Source organism: Flavobacterium cheniae (genome assembly GCF_004363695.1).
In the GTDB taxonomy this organism is placed as follows: domain Bacteria; phylum Bacteroidota; class Bacteroidia; order Flavobacteriales; family Flavobacteriaceae; genus Flavobacterium; species Flavobacterium cheniae.
Genome location: NZ_SNZC01000002.1, coordinates 755,507 through 776,786 on the forward strand (window position 1 = coordinate 755,507; position 21,280 = coordinate 776,786).

At 33.0% G+C, this 21,280-nt stretch carries 9 protein-coding genes; 7 read left to right on the forward strand and 2 right to left on the reverse strand.

The window, feature by feature from the left end; all coding sequences use genetic code 11:
* The first annotated feature begins 146 nt into the window (after window positions 1-146).
* From C8D80_RS08455 to C8D80_RS08470, 4 genes are all read left to right on the forward strand, one after another.
* Entirely contained in the window at window positions 147-917 is a 771-nt protein-coding gene (locus tag C8D80_RS08455) for a hypothetical protein (protein ID WP_133609314.1), read from the forward strand.
* Between the two features lie 60 nt (window positions 918-977).
* A complete protein-coding gene (locus tag C8D80_RS08460) occupies window positions 978-2,519 on the forward strand; it encodes a glycine--tRNA ligase (protein WP_133609316.1) in 1,542 nt (513 codons plus the stop codon).
* Window positions 2,520-2,592: 73 nt separating this feature from the next.
* A complete protein-coding gene (locus C8D80_RS08465) occupies window positions 2,593-3,894 on the forward strand; it encodes a M48 family metalloprotease (RefSeq protein ID WP_133609318.1) in 1,302 nt (433 codons plus the stop codon).
* 1 nt (window position 3,895) lies between these two features.
* A complete protein-coding gene (locus C8D80_RS08470; RefSeq protein WP_133609320.1) occupies window positions 3,896-5,455 on the forward strand; it encodes a DUF6770 family protein in 1,560 nt (519 codons plus the stop codon).
* A gap of 184 nt (window positions 5,456-5,639) precedes the next feature.
* Here C8D80_RS08470 and thiL read toward each other — a convergent pair whose 3' ends face one another.
* Window positions 5,640-6,686 (reverse strand): thiamine-phosphate kinase, encoded by a 1,047-nt coding sequence (gene thiL / locus C8D80_RS08475; protein ID WP_133609322.1) that lies wholly within the window; start codon window positions 6,684-6,686, stop codon window positions 5,640-5,642.
* A 287-nt stretch (window positions 6,687-6,973) separates the two neighbouring features.
* Window positions 6,974-7,408, reverse strand: coding sequence for a regulatory protein RecX (locus C8D80_RS08480; RefSeq protein WP_133609324.1), 435 nt, complete (start codon window positions 7,406-7,408; stop codon window positions 6,974-6,976).
* 172 nt (window positions 7,409-7,580) lie between these two features.
* Here C8D80_RS08480 and C8D80_RS08485 point away from each other — a divergent pair, with 172 nt between their 5' ends.
* The 3 genes from C8D80_RS08485 to C8D80_RS08495 form a co-directional block, all read left to right on the forward strand.
* Window positions 7,581-12,863 carry a choice-of-anchor D domain-containing protein gene (locus C8D80_RS08485; protein ID WP_133609326.1) on the forward strand — a complete coding sequence of 1,761 codons (5,283 nt, stop codon included), beginning with the start codon at window positions 7,581-7,583 and terminating at the stop codon, window positions 12,861-12,863.
* Between the two features lie 114 nt (window positions 12,864-12,977).
* Window positions 12,978-17,030, forward strand: a complete 4,053-nt coding sequence (locus C8D80_RS08490) for a reprolysin-like metallopeptidase (RefSeq protein WP_133609328.1) — start codon at window positions 12,978-12,980, stop codon at window positions 17,028-17,030.
* 122 nt (window positions 17,031-17,152) lie between these two features.
* Window positions 17,153-21,280: M43 family zinc metalloprotease (locus C8D80_RS08495; RefSeq protein ID WP_162845050.1), on the forward strand; the 4,128-nt coding region annotated here is incomplete at its 3' end.

A 21,280-nucleotide genomic window follows, 5' to 3' on the forward strand; every position in this document is an offset into this window, starting at 1 on the left:
AAATAATTTTTTCATTGTTAAGTAGCAAAGCATTGCAACCCAAGCAAAGTTTTGGGAAAAGTAAGTTTATCAGATATTTTAGCATTTTATCGATTAATTATACTAACATTAACATTTTTGAATAAATTTATAAAAAAGTTTATAAAATGACACGTAGAAAAAACAAAATAACCAAAATAAGCATCTTAGTATTGCTGTTATTGGCATTGTTTTTAAGTGTCAAATATTATAAAATATCAGATGATTTTGAGGCTTATACTAAAAACTCTGAACTAGAAAATAAAGTGTTAGAAAGTCAACTTACAGAAATTCTTCACAAGTACGATTCTTTAAGCGTTAAAAATAAAATTGATAGTTTAAGATTTAACGAACAAATCAAGTTAGTTCAGTCAGGAAAATCAACAAAACAGGACTCAAGGTTTAATTCAATAGAAGATTCTATTGTGTTTTTTGCTAAAAAACAACAAGGTTCTAAAGAAGCGATTTCAAAAATTAATACTGTTGTAAATTCTAAAGTAGCAAGTAAAACCGCTCAGCTTACAGCTTTGAATGTTAATGCAAAAGGGGTTAAAATTTATTCTGATGCTTACAAAATGAGTGAAGCAAAAATTCAACAATTAAGAGTTTGTTTTACTTTAGAAGAAAACCAATTGGTACATTCGGGTTCAAAGACAATTTATGTACAAGTGGTAAACCCAAAAAATCAAATTATTTCGTTAGGAGATACTTTTGTTGAGTCGGATACTAATATTAAATTACAATATAGTGCTTCTGTAAATGCAAATTATAAGAAATTAGATACAGATGTTTGTACTTATGTTAATTTGGATCAAAAGAAAACTATAAAAGGTAAATATAAAATCAATATTTATCACGATTTCGTTAAAATTGGCACCACAATTTTTGAATATCAATAATTCTTATTTTTATTCTTCAATTTCTTTTCTTTATTTCATTCCTATTTTTACTTTTGCAGTATGGCAAAACAAGATGATATTTTTAAAAATGTAGTTTCGCATGCAAAAGAGTACGGATTTATTTTTCCGTCAAGCGAAATTTACGATGGTTTAAGCGCAGTATATGACTATGCTCAAAATGGTGTAGAGTTAAAGAAAAACATCCGTGAATACTGGTGGAAAGCAATGGTGCAAATGCACGAAAATATTGTAGGTTTAGACGCTGCAATTTTAATGCATCCAACCACATGGAAAGCTTCAGGTCACGTTGATGCTTTTAACGACCCATTAATCGATAATAAAGATTCTAAAAAAAGATACCGTGCCGATGTTTTAATTGAGGATTATGCCGAGAAATTAAATCAGAAAGCACAAAAAGAAATTGACAAAGCACGTGAGCGTTTTGGTGCTTCATTTGATGAAGAACAATACAAAACAACCAATCCTCGTGTGATGGAATATTTGTCTAAAAAGAAAGAAATTCTGGAAAGAATGGCGCGCTCTTTAGAGACAGAAAACCTTGCTGATGTAAAAGCCTTAATTGAAGAATTAGAAATTGCTTGTCCAGATAGCGGTTCAAAAAACTGGACTGATGTAAAGCAATTCAATTTAATGTTCGGAACAAAATTAGGAGCTTCTGCTGAAAGTGCGATGGATTTATATCTTCGTCCAGAAACGGCTCAAGGTATTTTCGTGAATTTCTTAAACGTTCAAAAAACCGGTCGTATGAAAATTCCTTTCGGAATTGCTCAAACAGGTAAAGCGTTTAGAAACGAAATCGTAGCAAGACAATTTATTTTCCGTATGCGCGAATTTGAACAAATGGAAATGCAGTTTTTCGTAAAACCAGGAGAGGAAATGAAATGGTACGAATACTGGAAAACAACGCGTTTAAATTGGCATTTGTCGCTTGGTTTAGGAAAAGAAAATTATCGTTTCCATGACCACGAAAAATTAGCTCATTATGCTAATGCTGCTGCGGATATCGAATTCAATTTCCCATTCGGATTCAAAGAATTGGAAGGAATTCACTCAAGAACTGATTTCGATTTGAAAGCGCACGAACAATTCTCAGGTAAAAAATTACAATATTTTGATAACGACACCAATTCAAACTACACACCTTATGTGGTAGAAACTTCAGTTGGTTTAGATAGAATGTTCTTAGCGGTTTTCTCTAAAGCGTTACAAGAAGAAACGTTAGAAGATGGTTCAACAAGAACAGTTTTACGTTTGCCTTCGGTTTTAGCACCAACAAAAGCTGCGGTTTTACCATTAGTTAAAAAAGACGGATTGCCAGAAGTTGCTAACAAAATCATAGAAGATTTAAAATGGGATTTCAACGTAGCGTATGACGAAAAAGATGCGGTAGGAAGACGTTACAGAAGACAAGATGCTCTTGGAACGCCATTCTGTATTACGGTTGATCATCAAACATTAGAAGATGAAACGGTAACTATTCGTCACAGAGATTCAATGCAACAAGATAGAGTGAAGATTTCAGAATTACGAGATATCATCAATAACGAAGTTTCAATGAGAAACTGGTTAATGAAAATGTAAATTCAAGATATCAAAGATATAAATCCCAAATTTCAATATATGAGTTTGGGATTTTTAAATTAGATTTGTTTTTATGAATGCTAAGTCTTTTTATACAATTATTTTTTCATGCTTTTTTCAATTCCTTTTTTGTCAAGAATATATTCTTCTAGACACTTTGAATAATGAAGGTTTTAAAAAAGACTTAGAACTATTCTATCTTAATCAAACGAGAAAGACAGAAATACTTATTAATCAAATTTCAGATTCGAAAGTAAAAGCCGAATTAAGAGAGATTTTTGTTGAGAAAAAATCCAATTTCTTAGATGAAATAAAAAATGGAAAATTTGTTTATCACAAAGAGATTTCACCATTAATTGAAAGGATTTTTAGTGATATCAAGAAAAATAATTCAAGTGAGAATTTCAACGACATCAAAATTGTTTTAGCCTTAGACGAAGAATTTAATGCGTATAATTATGGTGAAGGAATTGTTGTCCTAAATTTACCTTTAGTTTTAAATGTAAATGATGAATTAGAATTGAGTTTCATCATTTGTCACGAAATTGCCCATCAAAAGTTAGATCATGTTTTTAATTCAGTTGAAGCCTATTTAAAAAAAGGAAATTCAAAAGAAATGATTGAGAAGGCGAGAGAGTTGAAAAAAATTAAGTACAACAGAAGTGGTATAGCTAAAGCGGAAGTAAAAAAATTTGTATACCATAACAGGAGATTTAGCCGAGATAAAGAACATCAAGCAGATTCATTAGGGTTTATTTACTTTAGTAAAACCAATCCAAAGTATTTGCTAAAATCAACTGAAGCATTAGCCAATCTAAAATATATCGATAAAGAAAAAGATTCGTTAACAAAGAAAGATTATCATGTAATATTTGAAAACACAACTATTGTTTTTCAAGATGAATGGTTAGATACGGAAGATTTTAGTGATTATAACTATCAGAGGAATGCAAAGTTTTGGAACGTTGATTCGCTTCGAACACATCCCGATATTGATGTAAGAGTTGCCTACTTAAAAGACAAGTTTAAGATAACCGAATTTCAAATTTCTGAATATTACAAGTTAGATTATTTGATATTAAAATCAAAAAGTAAGTATGATGAAATTTTCATGTTGTATTATTTAAAAGAATATGGTAAATCGTTGTACAAAACCATGATTTTATTAAAAACAGACAAAGAAAATCCGATTTTAAAGAAAATGATGTACGATAATCTACGCTTGATTTCAGAATATAAAATTCAATACAAACTAAATCAATATTTGGAAACCGTTTCGCCTTACCATTCTGAAAGTTATAATATGTTTTTAAGCTTTATAAGAAACTTGAGAAAAACGACATTAGATCAAATATTAAAAATATACGAATATTAAAATGAAAAAATTAGTCCTATTCTTTTTATTAATAAGTCTTGGTTTGCAAGCTCAAATTCAAAAAATAAGTGAATTGTCAAAAAATCGATTTTTAGATTCTAAAATTATTTATGATGAGAATGGAGACGATGTTTGGGGATATTTTTTATTATATCAGAGTGATAAAACAAGTAAATCCGTTCTCGAATTGGAATTTGTTGTTTTAGATAAAAACTTAAATAAAGTAGGATCAAATTCATTTCAACAAGAATATCTGAACACCTGGTTGTTTAGTGCTTATCCTACTATTGATTATCTTAAAAAAAGGAATGGAGAATTAATAATAGCAATAGATTTTGAAGATGTAATTGATTATGGTTCTTATTTCTTTAAAAAAATAGATTTAAAAAACTTTGTTGTTAGTCCGGGTTATTTTTCAAGAAATGGAAAAACAATTCAAGATGAAAATATTTTAGAAAAATTTGAGCGAAAAAATGTACTTCCCGATTTTTTTCGCCCAGTTCCTAATTGCGGATTTATAAAATATGAGCGTGAATTAAAAGGTAAAAATGAGTTTTCTGGATTAGTCGAATTTGAAAAAGCTGATATTAAAGGATATAGTTTTTATGATTTAGATTTAAATAAAAAATGGGAAATAAAATATAATTTATCAAAAGATTATGGAGAAAATCATTATCGTGAAATTGCTAATGATAAGTATTTAATTTTGAGTAAAGAGTTTTATGGTAAAGCCTATAAAGGGAAGAGTAAATATTTTTATGAAGTAAAAGACATAACAAATGGAAGCGAAGTGTTTACAATTCCTAGAGATGATGCTAAATATACCTACTCAAAAAGTAATCTTTTTATTGAAAACAATAAAATCTTCATTTTTGAAAGGGTATTCGAATTTCATAAAGATAGCGAATATGACAATACTAAATGTTTGGGAATTTCAAAACGAGTTTATGATATTGAAACAAAATCGCTAGTGGAACAAAAGCTTATGTTTTGGACGGATTTAAATACGTTTTTTGAAATTTCAAAATATGGAAAATTAAAGAGCGATTTTATACATTTCTTAGACTTTAGAGTTACTACAGATGGTAAAACAATAGTTGTAGGTGAAGGTTTTAATCCAGGGCAAAGTACAAGTATTAAAAATTTTTATACTTTAATTTTAGATAAGGATTTTAAGGCGGAATCATTTAAAGAAATTGCAAAACAAAAAAACACTATAAATGATTATTCGGCATACGGAAATACTTTAGAGAAAAATGGGTTATTTGACTATATGTATTCGCAAAAAATCAAGAATGACGAATTTGTTTACTTCTATGGTGATAATGAAGTTAAGAGAGGTTTTTTAAATACTATTATTCCTGAATTAGCGGAAGCTTTGCCAGATAATTGGGTTTTAGGAATTGTAACCTATGCTGATGGGGAATTTAAAAATCAAAAGGTGAAATTAAAAACATCAAAAGGTAAAATTTATCCTTTGAAAGCAAAAAAAGGATATATAATTCTTCAGGAAGTTACAAAATCAGATGTTGAAATCAGGTTAGAAAAAATAGATTATTAATTTTAAATCATTAACAAAAAACCCCAAACTTCAACTGAAATTTGGGGTTTTTATATTTTCTGAACTCTCGGTTTTCCACTAGCGTCACTTCGAGTGTTTTTCATAAAATTGCCTTAGCTATTTTGTGAAAAATGTATCGAGAACAACTGAAAGCAAATCGTTGCTATAGTTTTTTAACTTTACTCTACTCACTCAAAGCATTCCAACCTCTTGCTTTTAATTCAATCTTAGTATTAGCTCTTGTGATTAAATGATTTCCTTCGGTAGCGGCAACCATGTGACCAATTACAGTGAAATTTGGATTTCCTTTTATTTTATCAAAATCTTCCATTTTAATAGTGAAAAGCAATTCGTAATCTTCGCCACCGCTTAATGCTACGGTTGTGATGTCTAAATTAAATTCTTCACACACATTAATCAATTGCGGATCAACTGGAATTTTCTCTTCGTATAAATTACAACCTACATTACTTTGCTTACATAAGTGTAAAATCTCCGACGACAAACCATCCGAAATATCAATCATAGCTGTAGGTTTTATTTCTAATTTTTCTAGTAACTCTTTGATGTCGTTACGTGCTTCTGGTTTTAATTGGCGTTCGATTAAATACGTGTAATCATCTAAAACCGGTTGGTTGTTTGGATTCACTTGAAACACTTGTTTTTCGCGTTCCAGAACTTGTAATCCCATGTAAGCTGCACCAATATCACCCGAAACCACTAATAAATCGTTTTCTTTCGCTCCGTTTCTATATACGATATCTTCTAGATTTGCTTCACCAATAGCAGTAATGCTAATAATTAATCCTTTTTGTGAAGAAGTCGTATCGCCACCAATTACATCTACATTGTAAATTTTTGAGGCTAACGTAATTCCTTCAAATAATTCTTCCAAAGCCTCTAAAGGAAAACGATTTGAAACTGCTATCGAAACTGTAATTTGTTTTGGAGTAGCATTCATCGCACAAATGTCAGACACATTCGCAACAACCGCTTTGTATCCTAAGTGTTTTAACGGCATGTAAGCCAAATCAAAATGAACGCCTTCTACTAATAAATCGGTGGAAATTACCGCTTTTTTATCTCCAAAATCTAAAACGGCAGCATCGTCTCCAATACTTTTAATTGTAGACTCGTGAGTAATACTAAAGTTTTTAGTTAAGTGTTCAATTAAGCCAAATTCGCCTAATTGCGATAAACTGGTTCTTGATTGGTCTTTATTTTCTAACATGGATTATTTTTTTTGCAAAAGTACGGTTTTATTGTTACACAAAGTAGTGCAAAGTTTTTCACAAAGTAGCACAAAGTAAATTTTTAAAATCCGCGAATCTGCGGTTTTATTGTTATACAAAGTAGTGCAAAGTAAATTTTTAAAATCTGCGAATCTGCGGTTTAAAGGGGTGCTAAGTTTCGTTAAGTTTTGCAAAGAACTTTAAAAAGTTTTTTTAAAGCTCAGTGTGTCTCAATGTTACTCTGTGAATCTCTGTGTAATAACTCCCAACTCCAATCTCCAATCTCCTAACTCCCCACTTCCAACTCTTTCAACTTCTCATAAATTAAACTCGTTTCATAACCTTTACGAAGTAAGAAATCGACGAATTTTTTGTTCTTTTTTGGTCCTTTTCGTTCCGTGATGGTTTCCCAATTTTTTTCTGCCAAGATGTGAAAGTTATGCAAATAAGTAGCTTCTGGAATTTCTTTAAGAGCAGTTTGAATGTTTCGAGAAGAGATATTTCGAAATTTCAGTTCGTTTACGATGCGATTTTTACCCCAAAATTTATAATTGTGCTTGCCACGAACAAAACTTTGAGCAAAACGTTCTTCGTTAATAAAATTATTTTCAATAAGATAAGTCAAAATTTCGTCTTTTTCCGATTGGCTAACAGAAAATGAATATAATTTTTCTTCCACTTCCTTATAACATCGCTCCTGATAGGCGCAATAGTATTCCATCTTAGCATAGATTTCTTTCAAGGAAAAAGCGGATTTATTAGTTTTCAATTCGTTAACAATTTAATAATGCAGTAAATATTTTAAAATCAAAAAATTATGATTTATCTTTGTAGGCTTTTTTTTAATCAAAGAAGGCGAAATTTAACCAAATCTAATATTTTCATTCAAAGTTATGAAATTAAAATTATTTATTGTTGCGTTATTTTGCTCGGTTTTAGGGTGGGGACAGGTTAATATAGTTACATCTGGAAATTATACTCAGGATTTTAATACTTTAGCAAATACTGGAACCCCTACTTGGGTTGACAATAGTACCATTGCAAGTTGGTATTCACAAAGAACTGGAACAGGGACCACCTATGCATCAAATACAGGAACTACCACCGCTGGAAATTTATATAGTTTTGGTGCAGTTGCGCCATCTACAGAAAGAGCTTTAGGTTCAATTGGTTCTGGAAACGCCGCTGCTGGTAGTTTTGCTCATGGTTTATTACTTAGAAATACATCAGGTACAACTGTTACGAACTTATCTGTTGCATACACTGGAGAACAATGGAGAAGGGAAAATGTAACAGCTCAAACTATTACATTTTGGTATAGAATTTCATCAAGTCCGATTACGGCTTTAACTCCTAACAATAATACTGGATGGACAGCAGTAACAGTTTTAAATTTTATTAGTCCACAAAACTCTGCAGCTGCGGGTGCTCTTGATGGTAATTTAGCTGCAAATAGAGTAGTTGTTCCTTCAACTGCAATACCTTCATTAAGTCTTGCATCAGGAGATTATATAATGTTAAAATGGGAAGACCCTGATCATACAGGTAGTGATCATGGTTTGGCAATAGATGATTTGAATGTTTCTTGGACAGTTCCAGCTGGTTGTTCAGCTCCTACTACACAAGCATCAGTTTTCACAAGTTCTTCAATTGCTGAAACTACAGCAACTACAGGTTGGACAAGAGGAAATGGTGATAATGTTTTAGTAGTAGCAAGATTAGGAGGAGCAGTAAATGCAGATCCAGTTAGTGGGACTACTTATACCGCAAATGCTGCTTTTGGCTCTGGTACACAAATTGGAACCGGGAATTTTGTGGTTTATAATGGTACAGGTAATTCAGTAAATTTAACTGCTTTAACTGCAGGTACCACTTATCACTTTGCGGTTTATGAATATAATAACACAGGAAATTGCTATAATTTAGTTGAGTTAGTTGGGAATTTTACCACTTTAATACCTGAAATCAATCTTCAAGGAAATACAGTTTCAATAGTTTCAGGAGATGCAACACCTGCTTTAGCAGACCATACCGATTTTGGCTCAGTTTCAACTGCTTCAGGAACAATTGTTAGAACATTTACCATTCAAAATACAGGAACAGCAGCTTTAAGTTTAACAGGAGTTAGTCCGTATGTTACTATTTCAGGAGCTAATGCAGCAGATTTTACAGTTACTGCAATTCCTTCAAATAGTATAGCAGCTTCTGGAAGCACAACTTTTCAAGTAACTTTTGATCCATCTGCAGATGGTTTAAGAACGGCAACTATAAGCATTGCAAATAATGATAGCAATGAAAACCCATATACTTTCGCTATTCAAGGAAATGGAATAAGTGCGCCTGTAATTACAAGTAGTTTAACGGCTTCAGGAAATGAAACCGTAGCTTTTAGTTATGCCATTGTAGCAACAAATACGCCTACAAGTTATAATGCAACGAGTTTACCTGCTGGTTTAGCTATTAATACAACAACCGGAGTTATTTCAGGAACTCCAACTACTGCAGGAATATACAACGTGACTATTTCAGCAACAAATGCTGCAGGTTCAGATACTGAAACTTTAGTAATTACTATTGGAGTTGCACCGTGTTTAGTTGCAAATTTTGAAACTGGCGCACCTTCTGGTTGGACTATGTCAAGTATAACTTACTTAGGACAACCATGTGATGGTGCACAAGGGATGGTTTTCAACGGTGTTGGAGATGCTGCTATTACCCCTGCAATTGCATATCCTCAAACTTTAGTTTTTTCTAAAAGAAGAAGTGGTGATGGAACAGCATGGGCATTAACGATTCAAGTTTCACCAACTGGTGCAGCTCCTTGGACTAATGTTACGACTATAACTTCTATTTCAACCACATGTGCAACAGAGACTGTTGACTTAAGTGCATATATGGGAGGGACTTACCATATAAGATTTATTGATGCAAGAGCTTCGGGAATAAATGAAAGAACGATTGATAATGTCATGGTTTTCTGTGGTACACCACCAGCAGTAGAAATGTTAGTTTCTGGTAATGGAAATGAAATTATTGATGGAGATACAACTCCAGCAGTAACTGACGATACCGATTTTGGTTCAACTTTGGTTGGAAATATTGTTACTAAAACATTTACAATTCAAAATACTGGCGTAGATCCTTTAGCATTAACTGGTGCGTCTCCGTTTGTAAACATTTCTGGAGCAAATGCAGGAGATTTTACAGTTTCGGTAGTGCCATCAGGAACAATTGCAGGAAGCGGTTCTACAACTTTTCAAATAGATTTTCAGCCAACAGGATTAGGATTAAGAACAGCAACAATATCTATTGCAAATAATGATGGTGATGAAAACCCTTATAATTTTAGCATTCAAGGAAACGGAATAACATGTACTCCAACAACTTCAGTAAGTTCTATTTCGCCACTTTCAGGTCCGGTTGCTACATTAGTAACTATTAATGGTACCGGTTTTACAACGGCTACTTCTGTAAGTTTTGGTGCCTTACCAGCTACTTTTACAGTGGTTTCTAATACATTGATTCAAGCAACAGTTCCTGCAAACGCAACATCGGGAAATATTGTTATTCAGGATGCTGGTGGATGTAATTTATCTTATTCTTCGTTTACAGTAATTGTAGATGATAACACAACTTGTGCTCCTGCTGCAGTTGGAATTACAGAATTATTTATTTCTGAAGTTACTGACGCATCAACGGGTTCATTATCTTACATAGAGGTTTTTAACGCCACTTCTTCAACAATCGACATGACAGATTACGAGATTTATATCCGTAACAACGGTAGTGGAACTGGAGATGATATTCCTTTAACAGGCTTATTAGCTCCTGGAGATTCATTTACTTTGGCAACAAGTATTGGAGGTAGTTCTTGTGCTGTGCCTGGTGGTGATGGAAGTTTAGCAGATCAAAATGACGTTTCAAGTGGTGTAAATAATAATGACTGTATTCATTTAGCTAAACTTGGAACTATAATAGATACTTGGGGAGTATGTAATGGAACTAATTGGATAAATTCATTAGGTTTAGGTTCTGCTGGATATGACTTTAAACGTAAAGCTACAGCATCTCCACTTCCAAGTACAACGTTTGTTGCTACAGATTGGGATATTATCGATTTTAATGCTTGTAGTGATGATTATAGTTTAATTGATAGTTATGAAGGTATTAGAAATCCTCCTATTACTACTGTTCCAAATTATAATTTCAATTGTTCAACTAATAGTGTGGTATTAACTGTTACAGGAACAGAGGCAATTGCTGGTGGTTTAGGATTAACATATCAATGGTATGTTTCTGCTCCAGGTGCTCCAGGTTGGACAGCACTTACAAATGCGGGTGTTTATTCTGGAGTTACAAATTCAAGTTTAACTATTTCTAGTGTAGTTGGATTAGATGGATATCAATATTATTGTCAAGTAATGGAAGATGTTGCAACGTGTTTTGTGGCGTCTAATGCAACAATTATTGGTCTAGGAGGTTCTTTAACAACATGGAATGGAACAACTTGGTCAAATGGTGCGCCAACAATTTCAACGTTTGCAACAATCAACGGAAATTACGACACCACAACTCATGGTGATTTTGAATGTTGTAGTTTGTTAGTAAATGCAACATTTACATTAAATATTCAAGCAGATGATTTTGTTTTAGTTCAGAATGATTTAACAAACAACGGTACTTTAAATGTTTTCAATAACGGTTCATTAGTACAAGTAAACGATTTAGGTGTTAACACTGGAAATATTTCTTACCAAAGAATAGCTTCGGTAAAACTTCAAGATTATGTGTATTGGTCGTCACCAGTTAGTGGTTTTGATGTAAATAGTATCTCACCATTAACACCAGCATATTATCATTGGCAATGGAATCCAACTATTTTAAATCCAAATGGAGGAGAAGGAAATTGGGTAAATGCTTCAACAGCAATGTTGGGTGGAAAAGGTTATATTGTAAGAGCTCCAAACGGGTTTAGTAATACTGCAAATCAAAACTGGACGGCTACTTTTAATAATGGCGTTCCAAATAATGGAGTTTATGCCCCTACAATTGCTAGAGGAAATAATTTAAATGCAGGAACTGCTGGTCCAAATGGAGTGATGCGTTTAGCTACTGACGATAACTGGAATTTATTAGGAAATCCATATCCATCATCAATTAGCATTAATTCATTCTTAACCGCGAATACTGAACTTGATGGTTTTATTAGACTTTGGACGCATGGTACATTACCTACCACAGCTATATCAGATCCTTTTTATAACAATTTCGTTTCAAATTATACGGCAGGTGATTACATTGCATTAAATGGTTCAGGAGCTACAAGCGGACCTGGAGCACCTGGTGTTATTGGAGCTGGACAAGGTTTCTTTGTTTTAATGAATCCAGGAGCAGCAGCAACTTCAACAGCTTTGTTTAACAATGCAATGCGAAGTAAAAATTATTCGAACAGTCATTTTTATAGAAATGCAAATACTACAAATGCAGGCCCTAGTGATGATGTTGAACGTCATAGAATTTGGTTAGACTTAGTAAGTCCAACAAATGAAACGACTAGAACTTTAGTAGCTTATGTAGACGGCGCAACAGCAGGAAAAGACAGAATGTTTGATGCATTTACAGATTATAAATTAACTCAGAACTTCTATTCTTTAATTGATGATCAAGTTATGGCTATTCAAGGTAAAGGATTACCATTTGAGCAAGAAGATAGAGTTCCTATGGGAGTTAAAATACCTTCAAATGGAATTTATAAAATTGCTATTGCTGCAGTAGATGGTTTATTCGAAAGAGGACAAAACATTTATTTAGAAGATAAAACTTTAGGTGTTATTCATGATTTAAGACAAAATCCGTATTCGTTTACTGGAACTTCTGGAATTCTTAATGATAGATTTGTGTTACGTTACACTAACGAAACTTTGGGGAATGAAGATTTTGAAAATCTTGATAATTCTGTAATTGTAACTAGCGGAAATAATTTATCAATAACATCCTTAAAGGAAACGATAAAAGATGTTAAGGTTTATGATGTTTTAGGCAGATTAATTGATAATAAGCAAAACGTAAATTCTTTAAATGTATCCTTGAATAACATAATTAAAACAAACAGTGCTTTAATCATTTATGTTACTTTAGAAAGTGGAAAACAAGTGATTAGAAAAGTTTTACATTAATTACATGATATTTATTTTAAAACCAGCTATTTAATAGCTGGTTTTTTTTGTTTTTATTAAGATATTTTGACATTTTTTTTATAAGTTTGCTTCCTAACCCCAAATCGCAATGTTATGAAAAAAATAGTACTATTTTTTTTATTATTTTTCTTTGCCTTAAATTCTTCAGCTCAGAAGAATTTGGCATGGTCTGAAGTTAATAATTCTATTGAGTTTACTCAAGGAAAACTTAGAAAAGAAGTTTTACCTACACAGTATAAACTTTTTAGTTTTGATTACGAAAAATTCAAATCACAACTTGTTAATGTTCCTGTAAGGGGAGAGTTTACAGGTGTTTCAAATGTAATTGTCTCTTTTCCTATGCCAAATGGAAAAGTAGAAGACTTTAGAATTACTGAAGCATCTACATTTGAAGAAACTTTACAAAATCAATTTCCTGAAATCCGATCTTTTGCGGGTCAAGGAGTTAACAATCCATCTAATGTAATTCGTTTTAGTGTTTCTCCTTATAATGGAGTAAGTGCTTTAATTCGTTCAGGCTCAGAAGGTTCAACTTATATTATAGATCCAATTTCAATGGATTATAAAACAATGATTGTTTTCGATAGAGTTCATGCCAAAAAAGAATCTGATTTCATATGTACAACAGAGGATGCTGTGCAACAGTTTGGACAAGTTTTAAATAGAGAAGCGGATCAAAACGTTATTTTAAATAATGCCGATGATGGTATTTTAAGAACATTTAGAATGGCTCAATCATGTACGGCTGAATATTCAAACTATTTTGGTGCTACGAGTGCGGCTCAGGTAAATTTAGTTTTAGCTGCTTACAATAGAACTTACACAAGAGTAAATGCTGTATTTGAAATGGATTTTAATGCAACAATGATTTTAATTGCAACTACTGTAAATGTCATTTATTATAATCCTGCAACAGACCCATATTCAGATGCCGCTAATTTAGGTAATTGGAATAATGAATTAGGAGCAACTTTACAGTCGGTTATTGGGAATGCAAATTACGATATTGGTCATCTTTTTGGTGCCGATGGAGGTGGTGGAAATGCTGGTTGTATTGGATGTGTATGTTCTACAGATAATGCAAAGGGTAGAGGTTATACTTCCCCTTCAGATGGTAGACCAGAAGGAGATTTTTTTGATATAGATTATGTAGCTCATGAAATTGGGCATCAATTAGGTGGAAATCACACTTTTTCTCATAGTGCAGAAAATAATGCGGTGAATATGGAGCCAGGTTCTGGAGTAACCATTATGGGTTATGCTGGAATTACTGGAGCTACAGATGTTGCAGCGCATTCAATTCCTATTTTTCATGCAGGTTCTATTCAGCAAATTACAAATAATATAAAAGGTAAGACTTGTCCTGTATTAATTAATACAGGTAACGCTGTGCCAGTTCCTTCTGCGCCAGCTACAAAAACATTGCCAATTGGAACGGCATTTAAATTAACAGGAACCGCAACAGATGCGAATGCTGGAGATGTTTTGTCATATTGTTGGGAACAGGTTAACGATGCAACAACTGTTGGAGCGGCAGCATCTTATCCTTCAGGAACAAAAACTGATGGTGCCAATTTTCGTTCTTTTATGCCAAAAAATAATGGAACAAGGTATTTCCCAAGATTAGAAGATCATGTGGCAAATGGAGTTGCTGGAAATCAATGGGAAATTATCCCAACAATTAACAGAACATTGAATTTTAGAATGACTGTTAGAGATAATAATCCAGGCGCAGGTAATAATGAAAGTGCTAACACGGCAGTTACTTTTGATAGCACAAGAGGACCATTTCTTGTTACTTCACAAAACACGGCTGGAATAAGTTACACACAAGGTTCTACTCAAACAGTTACTTGGTCAGTTAATGCTACCAATACTATGACAGGGGCAGCAAATGTGAACATTAGACTTTCTACTGATGGAGGTCAAACATATCCTGTAGTTTTAGTTGCTAATACTGCCAATGATGGAACACAAACCGTTACTATCCCAAATGTTTCTGCACCTTTTTGTAGAATTTTGATTGAACCAACAGCAAATGATTTTTATGCAATTAATACGCAAAATTTTGCTATTGGTTATACAGTAAATGATGTTTGTAATACCTACACAAGAACGTTAACAACAGGAAATGTTATTACGGATCAAACACCTCTTGCATATCAAAATTTTGCATTGAATATTCCAGATAATGTTGTGATTACAGACGTTAACGTAACTACGAATGTAACTCATTCAAGAAGAAACCAGTTATATGCAGCAATTAATAGTCCAGCAGGAACTTTTGTTCAATTGTTTACTGATGGAGGTTGTTCTAATGCTGTTTCTGACTTAATTGGAACATGGGATAGTCAATCTGGAACAGCGGCTGCTTGTGGTGCAGATAATAATTTTGGAACCATGAGACCAACAGGTGATTTAAATGTATTAAATGGTCAAAGTTCGCTAGGGAATTGGATTTTTAGAGTTGCAGATGTAACTGCAGATGCAAGAGATGGTGTGCTTAATAGTTTTTCAATTCAAATTTGTTATAAAGAAATTGTTGAATCTCCAAATGCATGTGGGGTAATTACCACAACTTGGAATGGAACTACTTGGTCAAACGGAACACCATTAAAAAATGTGGTTGCTATATTTAACGGAAATTATTCGTCAACTGCTGACTTAGAAGCTTGTTCAGTTATTGTTAATAGTGGATTTAATGTGGTTTTCAATCCAGGACATACCTTAATTGTTGGTAATGAAGTTACGGTAAACGGAACAGGGACATTAACCATCGAAAACAATTCGGCTTTACGTCAAATTAACGAACAAGCTATAAATGTAGGAAATATTCTAGTTAAGAGAAGTTCAACCCCAATGATTCGTCAAGATTATACTGCTTGGTCATCACCAGTTGTTGGACAACAATTATTAGCATTCTCTCCTAATACAGTCGCTACTCGTTTTTATGAATACCTATATACAGGGACTACTACCCCAACTGCTTATCAGTCAGTAACACCAACAAATAATTTTACTTCAGGTAAAGGATATATGATTCGTGTTGATAACAATTGGTCTTCAATTACTCCAGCTGCTTATAACGGACAATTTGCAGGAGTTCCTTTTAATGGAGATTTATCAGTTAACTTAGGTATTGGATATAACTTAATTGGTAATCCTTATGCTTCACCAATTAATGCTGATAAATTCTTAAGTGATAATGAAACAACAGTTGGAGCTCTATATTTTTGGACACATACTGTAGCAGCAAGTGGAGGAGTTTATCCGGTTAATAATTATGCAAGTTATACAACTTTAGGAGGGACAGCAGCAGCAGCAGGTGGACCAATGCCTAATGGAACCATTCAAACAGGTCAAGGTTTTTATGTGAAAGCATATGATTTTGGTTCAGCCATTTTCTCAAATTTCCAACGAGTTAATGCTTCTGTTTCTACACAGTTTTACAGAAATTCAAATGCGACAACTTCTGTGACAGAAAAACATAGAATTTGGTTAAACTTAAATGATGCTAATGTTTCTTACAATCAAACTTTAGTCGGATATACAGATGGAGCGACTTCAGGATTTGACAACGCAATAGATGGAAGAATTTTAGATGATTCTAAACCGATGTTATACTCTGTTTTAAATGCTGATAAATTAGTAATTCAAGGAAAAGGATTGCCTTTTACAGATGAGGATATTGTACCTTTAGGATTAAAGGTTCTAGTGCCAGGAAACTATACTATTTCGTTAGAAAATGTTGATGGATTGTTTGTTAATCAGGATGTTTTTGTAAAAGATACGGATACAAATGTTATCCACAATATCAAACAAGGTCCTTATTCATTTACATCACAAGAAGGAACATTTGAAAATCGTTTTGAATTGGTTTACAAAAACACAACTTTGGGAGGAGAAGATTTTGTTGATGAAAATGCATTAACAGTGTACACTTCAAACAATGGAATTGTTTTAAATTCTTCAGCGTTAATTTCAGAAGTAGTTGTTTTTGATGTTTTAGGAAGAAAATTACACCAACAAACAGTTACTAATCAAGAAGAAGTTGTTGTTTCTAAAATAGTAAAATCAAACCAAGCTTTATTAGTGAAAACAACATTGTCAAACGGTCAAGTAATTACTAAGAAAGTAATTTATTAATAAAAATAATATTTTTTGAAAAGCTCGGTATTTACCGAGCTTTTTTTGTTAAATTCTATTAATAATTGTTAAATATCAAAATCTTTATTATGTTTGTTATTAATTCCCCAAATTAAAAAATAATGAAAAAGACCTACTTATTCATTGTAGTGTTTATGCTTGTGTGTTTTCAAGTTATAAACGCTCAATCTAAAAGAATAATTGAAAAAAATAATTCAAATTCTTTAATCAGTAATTCAAATTCTCGAGAAAATTCTCTAGATTCTAATTTTTCTGAATCGGTCAATAGAGCCAGACAATTTTCACCAAATGGCATTGTAAGATGTGCTACTAGTGAATACACAAAACAAAAACAAAAAGCTGGATTAGCTCCATCTGATGAAGATTTTGAAAGATGGTTGGCGCCTAGAATTCAGGAAATAAAAAGATTAAGAACTTTAGGAAGATTGCCTTCAGTGATTACTATTCCTGTTGTAGTTCATGTTATTCATAACGGAGATGCAATTGGCTCCAATGAAAACATTGCAGATGGTCAAGTATTGTCTCAAATTACGGTATTTAATCAAGATTTTAGAAGAATGGTGGGAACTCCAGGATATAATACAAATCCTGTAGGTGCCGATACAACTATTGAATTTTGTATGGCTCAAATAGATCCAAATGGTAATCCTACAAACGGAATTGATAGGAGAAATCTTGGTATTGTTAGTTTTGATAATGCTGCTGTAGAAACGGCAAAAGCAAATACAATTTGGGATCCTACCAAATACTTAAATATGTGGACTTTTAGTTTTGGTGGTGATTTAGCAGGTGTATTAGGATATGCGCAATTTCCAACAGGCTCAGGTTTAGAAGGAATGCCAGCCGCTGATTGTATAGCTGGAGAGGCTTCTACTGATGGAGTAGTTTGTAGTTTTAATACTTGGGGTTCAAGAACAATTTTTCCAACGGGTAACTATGGAGGAACTCAATACGATAAAGGAAGAACGATGACTCATGAGGTAGGACATATGTTTGGATTACGTCATATTTGGGGTGACGGAGGTTGTGGTGTAGATGATTTTTGTAATGATACTCCTTTATCAGATGCCGCAAATTTTGGATGTCCAACGACAAATAGTTGTGTAGACTCTCCTGTTGATTATAATGATCAGGTTCAAAATTATATGGATTATAGTGATGATGCTTGTATGAATATTTTTACTCAAGATCAGAAAGATAGAATTTTGGCAGTACTTGTAAATTCTCCAAGAAGAGATGATTTGTTAACTTCTACAGTTTGTAACCCAGTCTCAGTTCCTTATATTCAGTTTAAAAGACAAGTTTGTGAACAAAGAGTTGCAAAATCTATAATCGAAGGAAATGGTTGTGGTTATACAGAGTTTACAGTGCCTGTAAATATAGATAAAGCTGCTTCAGCTAATGCGGTTGTAAGCTTCTTCATAGATGCTTCATCACAAGCAAATGCTACAGATATTCAAATAATGACACCAACGGTTACTTTTAACTCAGGTTCTACAGCAGATCAAAATTTAGTGTTTAGAATTTTTAATGATGGAGTACAAGAAATAGACGAAGAATTAGTTATTTCTTTTACGGTTAATGCTAATGGTGGAAATGCTGTTATGAATACAGAAGGAAATCTTTTTTCATTAACTATCATAAATGATGATGTGGCTCCAACATTAGTTGAAACATTAAATCTAATTGACGAAGATTTTGAAGATCCTGCGGGATGGTTGTTGTTAGATACCGATGGTGATGGTAGAAATTGGGGGTTGGTTAATGCCGATGGAATCGGAACAGCTCCAAATACAATATCAGGTACTTGTGCTTTTTCTGAGAAAAGACTGTCTTATTTAAGTGGAAGTGCGACTAATGCAAATCCAAACAATTATTTTATAAGTCCTCAAGTGACTATTCCTTCAAATGCATCATCAGTTTCTTTTTCTTATATAGTAGCAGGTTATGATAATACTGCTCAAACTAGAAATGCAGGAAATTATAGTGTTTATTTTACAACAAGTATTGCCAATGAAGCCGCAATTTTAGCAGGAACTGTTATTCAAGCAAATGCTGTGGTTAATGAGAATACATCACAATTAAGAACTTATAATTTGTTAGCTTTAGCTGGTCAAACAGGGTATATTGTGTTTAGACATAATAATACAGGTACAACAAATGTGGGATTACTTTTGTTAGATACTGTTCTTTTACAAGCAGTAGCTACTAAAAATGTTCAAACAGAAGTTAATAACCCAACGCGCTATCAAGCTACATTCCCATCATCAGGTACAATCTATACATCTGATACTACTTCTGGAAGAGTAATGGCAAATATAACTAGCGCTGCAAGTTTTAATTATGGATGTACCACAGTGGAGGTTAATAGAAGTCAAGTTTCTGTAGGTGCTCCAACAGCTAATTTTATAGATACGACAGCTCCAAATAGAGTTCTGTCAAAAACTTTTTACGTTAATCCAGCTAATGATAATGCATCGGGTAATTTTACAATTAAATTGTATTTTACAGAAGCAGAAGTAGCTGCATGGGAAGCCGCAACAGGTAAATCAAGAACTAGTTTAAGAATTATTAAAGTGGTTGATAATAGTATTAGTTCCGTAAATTCAGCTAACTATGAGAGTTTTACCATTTCTGAAGTTCCAGCTACAATAGGTACTTTTGGTACAAATGTTACGTTTGAAGCTACTTTCAATTCTAATTTAAGAGGTGGTTATGCTGTTGGTCCTGCAACGGGACTTATTTGTGGAGATTTCACAACTACATGGAACGGAACTGCTTGGAGTAGTGGTGTGCCAACAAAATTACACGCCGTGACAATCAGTGGTAATTATTCTTCTTCATCTAATGTGGAAGCTTGTTCGGTAACAATTTCAAGTGGAGCAAATGTTGTTTTTAACCCTAATCATACTTTAATTGTTGGAGGAAATGTTGTAGTAAATGCAGGAGGAAGCTTAACAGTTGAAAATAATGCAGCTCTTAGACAATTAAATGATACAGCTGTAAACACAGGATTAATAACAGTTAAGCGAGTTTCATCTCCGATGAGAAGATTAGATTATACTGCATGGTCATCACCTGTGTCGGGTCAACAATTATTGGCTTTTTCACCAAATACAATTAGTACTCGTTTTTATGAGTATTTGTTTACAGGAACTACTACGCCAACGGCTTATCAATCAGTTACTCCAACGAATAATTTCATTTCAGGTAAAGGGTATATGATTCGTGTTGCGGATAACTGGCCGGCTACTATTGCATCGGCTTATAATGGTCAGTTTTTTGGAACTCCTATTAATGGAATTGTTTCTCAAAATGTTGGAGTAGGTTATAATCTTTTAGGAAATCCTTATCCATCACCAATTAATGCAGATAAGTTTTTATTAGATAACTCATCTGTTGGAACGCTTTATTTTTGGACCAATACAACTCCAGCTTCAGGAGGCGTTTACCCGCAAAATAATTTTGCCTCTTACACAACTTTAGGTGGTGCAGCCGCTTTCGGAAGTGCTATTATTCCAAATGGAATTATTCAAACTGGACAAGGTTTTTATGTGTTAAGTGCTGCAGCAAATAATGTAAATTTTGCAAACGATTTGAGAGAGAATGCTTCTGTTTCTACACAGTTTTACAGAAATTCAAATGCGACAACATCTGTGACAGAAAAACATAGAATTTGGTTAAACTTAAATGATGCTAATGTTTCTTACAATCAAACTTTAGTTGGATATACAGATGGTGCGACTTCAGGATTTGACAACGCAATAGATGGAAGAATTTTAGATGATTCTAAACCGATGTTATACTCTGTTTTAAATGCTGATAAATTAGTAATTCAAGGAAAAGGATTGCCTTTTACTGATGAGGATATTGTACCTTTAGGATTAAAGGTTCTAGTACCAGGAAACTATACTATTTCGTTAGAAAATGTTGATGGATTGTTTGTTAATCAGGATGTTTTTGTAAAAGATACGGATACAAATGTTATCCACAATATCAAACAAGGTCCTTATTCATTTACATCACAAGAAGGAACATTTGAAAATCGTTTTGAATTGGTTTACAAAAACACAACTTTGGGAGGAGAAGATTTTGTTGATGAAAATGCATTAACAGTTTACACTTCAAACAATGGAATTGTTTTAAATTCTTCAGCGTTAATTTCAGAAGTAGTTGTTTTTGATGTTTTAGGAAGAAAATTACACCAACAAACAGTTACTAATCAAGAT